The following is a 5229-nucleotide window of genomic DNA, read 5'->3' as shown; positions in this document are numbered from 1 at the left end:
GGTCGCGATCGGTGCCGAAGGCACGGTCCGTCTCGAAGACCGAGGGGTTTCAGCGGGGCAGCGCTACGGGTACCGCGTAGGAACGACCTTCCAGGGTGCGGATCATCTGTATGGTGAGGTGGAGGTCGAGACTCCACTCTTTTCCCTGCGGGTGGCGCCCGCGGCCGGAAACCCCGTTCGACAGAACCTTTCCCTCTCCATGACGCTGCCTTCCACGGAGCCCGCGAGGGTGGAGCTCTTTGACATGCGGGGGCGCCGGCTCGACTCGGTGAACGTACTGGGCCAGGGCCGCCATATCGTAACGCTCGGCGTGTCTCGCCCCCCCGCGTCCGGCATCTACATCGTCCGTCTCTCCCAAGGCGGACGAACCGCTTCCTCCAAAGTGGCGTTCCTCCGATAGCTCCTCAGCACTGCTCTCGGGCAGGCGGGGCCAATAGCTATGGGGGAGAAGCCTTGGACTCAGGCAGGTAGCGGCGACGCACCTGGAGGGCCTCCCGGTACAGTTGCGGGTCGGCGCCGAAGACGTCGGCGAGCACCGTCGGCGCATCTTCCTCGAGGATCTCGGTCTTCTCGGGCCCGCCCGGCACATAGCGCGTGAGGACTCCGTCGCGAAGGGCCGTGTACACGCCGCCCACGTCGCGGCCATAGGACATCCGGTGCAGGAAGCTCAGAGGCGCGGACCAGTCGTTGGCGGAATCGACATACGACCGCAGCTCCTCCCACCGCCGGGGCGCAGGGTCGAGCTTCTTGGTCGGGCCGGGATTGCGGGTCACGTGAATGCCATCCTCGCGGACTTCGTATTCGAACTGCTCGCGGTGGGTGTCGAGCGAGAAGGACTCGAAGAGGGGATAGGCGCGGAACAGCGGCGCCGCGTATCCCACGTCCGCGTAATACGGCCCTTCGGGCAGGTCGACCCGCACACAGCAGTGGCCAGGGTCCATGTACAGGAAGGCCGCGTCGAATCCAAGATCCGCAAGCAGTGATCGCAGGCCGCGCGCCAGCGTCCAGCATAGCCCGCCCGCGCCGCGCATGACGATCCGCTCGACGTACTCCTCCATGGGCGGCATGAAGTCCCCCCGCCGCAGCCCTGGCTCGTAGTCCGTCAGCTTGGTCAGGGTTTCGAACGGCACGCGGAGCTGATGGGCGCGGATGATCCGGTGCAGGTAGTCGAGCGTCGGCGCCTCGCGCGGCACGCCGAGATGGGACAGGAAGCGATCCGAGACGGGGGACGGCATCGAATCTAGGCGCTCGCCGGAGCGGGATCGGCGTCGAGGCGCATCTTCTCCGCGAACGCCTTCCAACGCGGGTCCCCGTGCAGCGCTCGAAGCCGCGCGCTCGCCCGGGCGTCGGAGAGGCCGCCGTCGCGCTGGGCGTGCGCGCGATCCAGCCACGCGAAGGCCGCGTCCGCCTCGCCGCGCGCGGCGCAGGCTTCGGCGATCTGATAGGCCCATCCGTCCGCCCGCTTCTCGATGAGCTCGCGGAGCGCCGCGACCGATTCGGCCTCCCGGCCCAGGGTATGGTGGATGATCGTCAGCGCCCAGAGACGAAACGCCGTCTCGGGCTCGAGGGCGGCCTCGGCCAGCGCCTCGCCTCCTCGGCCCCGGTCCAGCAGGGCCAGGGAGAGGAGCGCCCGCGTCGCGACGCGCTGCGGCGCGAGCTCCAGCGCCTTTCGATACGCCGCTTCGGCCTCCTCCGCCCGGCCCACCATGTGCAGCGCATGTCCGTAGTTGTTGTAGGTGGCCGAGCTGAGCGGATCCTGCTCGATGGCGCGGCGGTAGAGCTCCAGCGTCTGCTCGGGGCGGCCGCGGCTCAAGGCGAGCACGCTCGAACGGTGCAGCACGCCGGCATTCCCCGGCGCCAGCTCCAGCGCCCTTCGGTAGGACGCCTCCGCGCCCGCCCAGTCCCAGTCGTACAGCATCTGGATCGACCCGAGCGTGGCGTGTCCTTCCGCCAGGTCCGGCTCCAGCGACAGCGCCCGCTCCACGGCCTTCCGGGCGAGCGCGTAACCCTCGCCGACCGGAACCCAGCCGACGTTGGCCTCCGATGCGTAGCCGCGGCCCAGCTCCGCCCACGCGCGGGCGAAGTCGGGATCCAGCGACAGCGCCTGCTTCAGGTATTCGATCCCGCTGGCCGTGTCCTCGCGGGTGAAGCGGTCGATCAGATGGCGCCCTTGCAGGTAGAGCCGGTGCGCCTCGGAGTTCGCGGTGCGCCCCTTCGCCGCGCGAGCCACCTCGGCGCGCACCTCCCCGCTCGTCCTCGAATCGGCATCCTCGCCCAGGAGGGTCGCGCGCAGCTCCTTCACCACCGAGTGGGCGATGTCGTCCTGCACCGCGAAGATGTCGTCCAGGGTCCGGTCGTAGATCTCGGACCAGAGAGGCGAGCTGTCGGAGACCCGCACCAGCTGCACGGCGATGCGCATCCGGGTCCCCGCCTTGCGGACCGTTCCCTCGAGAAGCGTGGCGACGTTCAGCTTTCGCCCGATGGTCGCCGCATCGTCCTTCGATCCCTTGAAGTGGAAGGACGAGGTTCGGGCCACGACGCGCAAGCCGCGGATCTTGGCCAGCATGTGGAGCAGCTCGTCGGCGAGGCCGTCCGAGAAGTACTCGTCCTCCTCGTCACGGCCGCGGTTGACGAAGGGGAGGACCGCGATCGAGGCGATCGCTCCCGAGTCGCGCTCCCGTGGCCGGCCGGGCTCGACGGAGCGTTTGACGCGGCGCAGCTCGTTCGCGACGTCCAGCGCCGTCTGCACGCGATCGCGTGGATTCTTCTCCAGGCAGCGCGTGATGATCCGGTCGAGATCGGGTGGCATGTCGGCCCGGACCGTGCCGGCCGGAGCGGGATCGTCGCGAAGGATCGAGGAGCTGATCACGCCCAGGGTCGGTCCGGTGAAGGGGCGGGCTCCCGTGGCCAGCTCGTAGAGGATGATGCCGAGCGCGAAGAGATCGGAGCGCGCGTCCACCGCCTCGCCGCGGATCTGCTCCGGCGACATGTAGGGGACCGTTCCCAGGACCTTCCCCGCTCTGGTTTCGAGGGGCGGGGCCGAGGCTTCGATGGTGGACCACTCGGACTCCGCCGCTCGGGCGGCGTCCGGATCGGCCGTCATCGCGCCGGCGGCGCCGACCTTGGCCAGTCCGAAGTCCAGCACCTTCACACGCCCCTCGCGCGTGATCATCACGTTCGCGGGCTTCAGGTCCCGGTGGACGATCCCGCGCTCGTGCGCTGCGACGAGGGCGTCGGTCAGGGGGATCGCGACGTCCAAGAGCCGCGGCAGGGGGAGTCCATCCGGCGTGACCAGGTCGGAGAGGACGTGGCCATCCACCAGCTCCATCGTGAGAAAGCGGACGCCGCTTTCGTCCTCGACGGAGTGGAGCGTGACGACGTTGGGATGGTTGAGCGCCGCGACCGCGCGCGCTTCGCGCTCGAAGCGGGCGAGCCGGTCGGCGGAGGAGGCGACCGCCGCGGGCAGGACCTTGACCGCGACCTCACGGCCCAGCCGGTGGTCCTTCGCGCGATAGACCTCGCCCATGCCGCCGGCGCCCAGCCGGCCCAGGATTTCATAGGCGCCGAGTCGTGCACCGGGTTGGAGGAGCATGGTCCACGAGTCTACATCATGAGTTGGGTGACGGCCGGGCGAGAAGCCGTGAGCCGAATCCGTGGGGACTTGCGCGTTAGGGATATCGTGCCCGCCCTCAGGTCAGGAGACCCCAACACACCCGGAGAACGAACGTGCGCCCCCTCCGTACCACAGCCAGCCTAGTCTCCTTCGCGCTCCTGATCCTCGCGTCCCACCCCACCGAAGCGGCCTACCCACGGCCCCTGTTCCGAGCCCCGGCCTGCCTTGTGGACGTGGACAAGCCGACTCCGGCCCAGGGGGAGTTCGTCCAGCACGTCACGGTGGCCGAATGGACCGGGGACGACCTAAAGGACCTCATCGTGACCCTCCTGGGATACGACGGGGCCAGCAACGCGATGTACGACGTCCGCTTCTTCAAGAACGTCATGGCCACAGGAAACCCGCGCACGTTCGAGCCCGTTCCGGCGCCCGCCGGGTTCAACCCTCCGGCGTCCGTGGTCGAGGTCCTTGCCGGCGACCTGAATGGAGACGGCCGAGCGGACCTGGTCATGACCGACACGACCACGACCGTATGGGTCCAGCTCTCCACCGGATCTGGATTGGGGGCCGCGGCTACCTACATTTATGGCCCTTCCACGAAGATCATCCGCGCGTCCCTTGCCGACATGGACCAGGACGGGCGCCTCGACGTGGTCGTCCACACCCATAACGTGATGACCCACATCGAGGATGTCTCCATTTTGAGGAACACCGGCGGCGGCACGCTCGATCCCCAGCCGCTTCTGTCCGTGGGAACCGATGCGATCGTGGGCCTGGGTGATCTCAACGTCGACGGCAGGCCGGATGTCATCGGGGCAGGGTCCGGCCAATGTACGGTCTACCTGAGCAGCGGACCCGCCCTCGGCTTCGCCGCTCCCTATTCCGTTCCCACCGCCGCGACGCCGCTCGAGGCATCCGTCGCGAACGTCTCGGACGACGGCAATCCGGATCTTGTGCTCCTCTATGACAACACCCTCGAGATCCACCACGGCACGGGAGGCGGCCTCATCGCCTCGTCGGGCACCAGCCTGAATCTGGGGAAGGCTCAGGCTTGCGGCATGACGGCCGCCAATCTCGACGCCGATGCGCAGACCGAGCTCGTCATCACCCACCAGCCGCTTTCGCACGCGCAGGCCGATCCCCACGGCACTGTCGAGATCCTCGATTTCGTCGCACCGACGATCTGGCTCTCGACCGGCCCCTTGCCCGGAAGCGACCCGGTGGTCGCGAACCTGGACCGCGACGGCCAGCTGGACCTGGTCGTGCCTTCCTCGGGGCATCAGGTGGCCGTGCTTTTCGGCGCTTTGGGGAGCGGTACGGGGATCGAGCAGGTGATTGGAGGTCCCGCGCCAACAATGTTCGGAACGCCGGCGGTTGGGGACTTCAATCGGGACGGGAAGCCGGACGTCGCCGCCAGCATGGGCGGGTCGACGAGAGTATTGATGGGAAACGGTGCCGGCGGTTTTCCGACGACGTTGTCGATGTCGGCCGTGGGCGGCGACAACCTGTTCCCCTGCGACATGAACCGCGACGGGAAGCAGGATCTGCTCGAGGCATCCGGCCGCGAATATCGAATGCGGCTCGGGAACGGAGACGGCACGTTCGCGCCACCCTTC

Annotated in this window: 4 protein-coding genes; 2 read left to right on the top strand and 2 right to left on the bottom strand. The window is 68.5% G+C overall.

Annotated elements, in window-relative coordinates; translation table 11 throughout:
• Positions 1 to 400 (top strand): T9SS type A sorting domain-containing protein (locus VE326_03650; protein ID HYJ32289.1); only part of this gene is annotated, 400 nt, incomplete at its 5' end.
• 37 nt (positions 401 to 437) lie between these two features.
• On the opposite strand, the gene VE326_03645 is transcribed toward VE326_03650, so the two are convergent.
• Both VE326_03645 and VE326_03640 read right to left on the bottom strand, forming a co-directional pair.
• Positions 438 to 1235: an arylamine N-acetyltransferase gene (locus tag VE326_03645; GenBank protein HYJ32288.1), complete on the bottom strand. Its 798-nt coding sequence runs from the start codon at positions 1233 to 1235 to the stop codon at positions 438 to 440.
• A gap of 5 nt (positions 1236 to 1240) precedes the next feature.
• Positions 1241 to 3592 carry a protein kinase gene (locus VE326_03640; protein ID HYJ32287.1) on the bottom strand — a complete coding sequence of 784 codons (2352 nt, stop codon included), beginning with the start codon at positions 3590 to 3592 and terminating at the stop codon, positions 1241 to 1243.
• A 134-nt stretch (positions 3593 to 3726) separates the two neighbouring features.
• Between VE326_03640 and VE326_03635 the strand changes: the two genes are divergently transcribed.
• Positions 3727 to 5229 (top strand): VCBS repeat-containing protein (locus VE326_03635; protein ID HYJ32286.1); only part of this gene is annotated, 1503 nt, incomplete at its 3' end.

The organism is Candidatus Binatia bacterium (genome assembly GCA_035631035.1).
Classification (GTDB): domain Bacteria; phylum Eisenbacteria; class RBG-16-71-46; order SZUA-252; family SZUA-252; genus DASQJL01.
This window is presented reverse-complemented; position numbering and strand designations above follow the sequence as displayed.

Excerpts from the sequence above, each read along its gene's own strand:
- VE326_03640 (HYJ32287.1), bottom strand. The coding sequence starts at position 3,592 with ATGCTCCTCCAACCCGGTGCACGACTCGGCGCCTATGAAATCCTGGGC.
- VE326_03645 (HYJ32288.1), bottom strand. The coding sequence starts at position 1,235 with ATGCCGTCCCCCGTCTCGGATCGCTTCCTGTCCCATCTCGGCGTGCCG.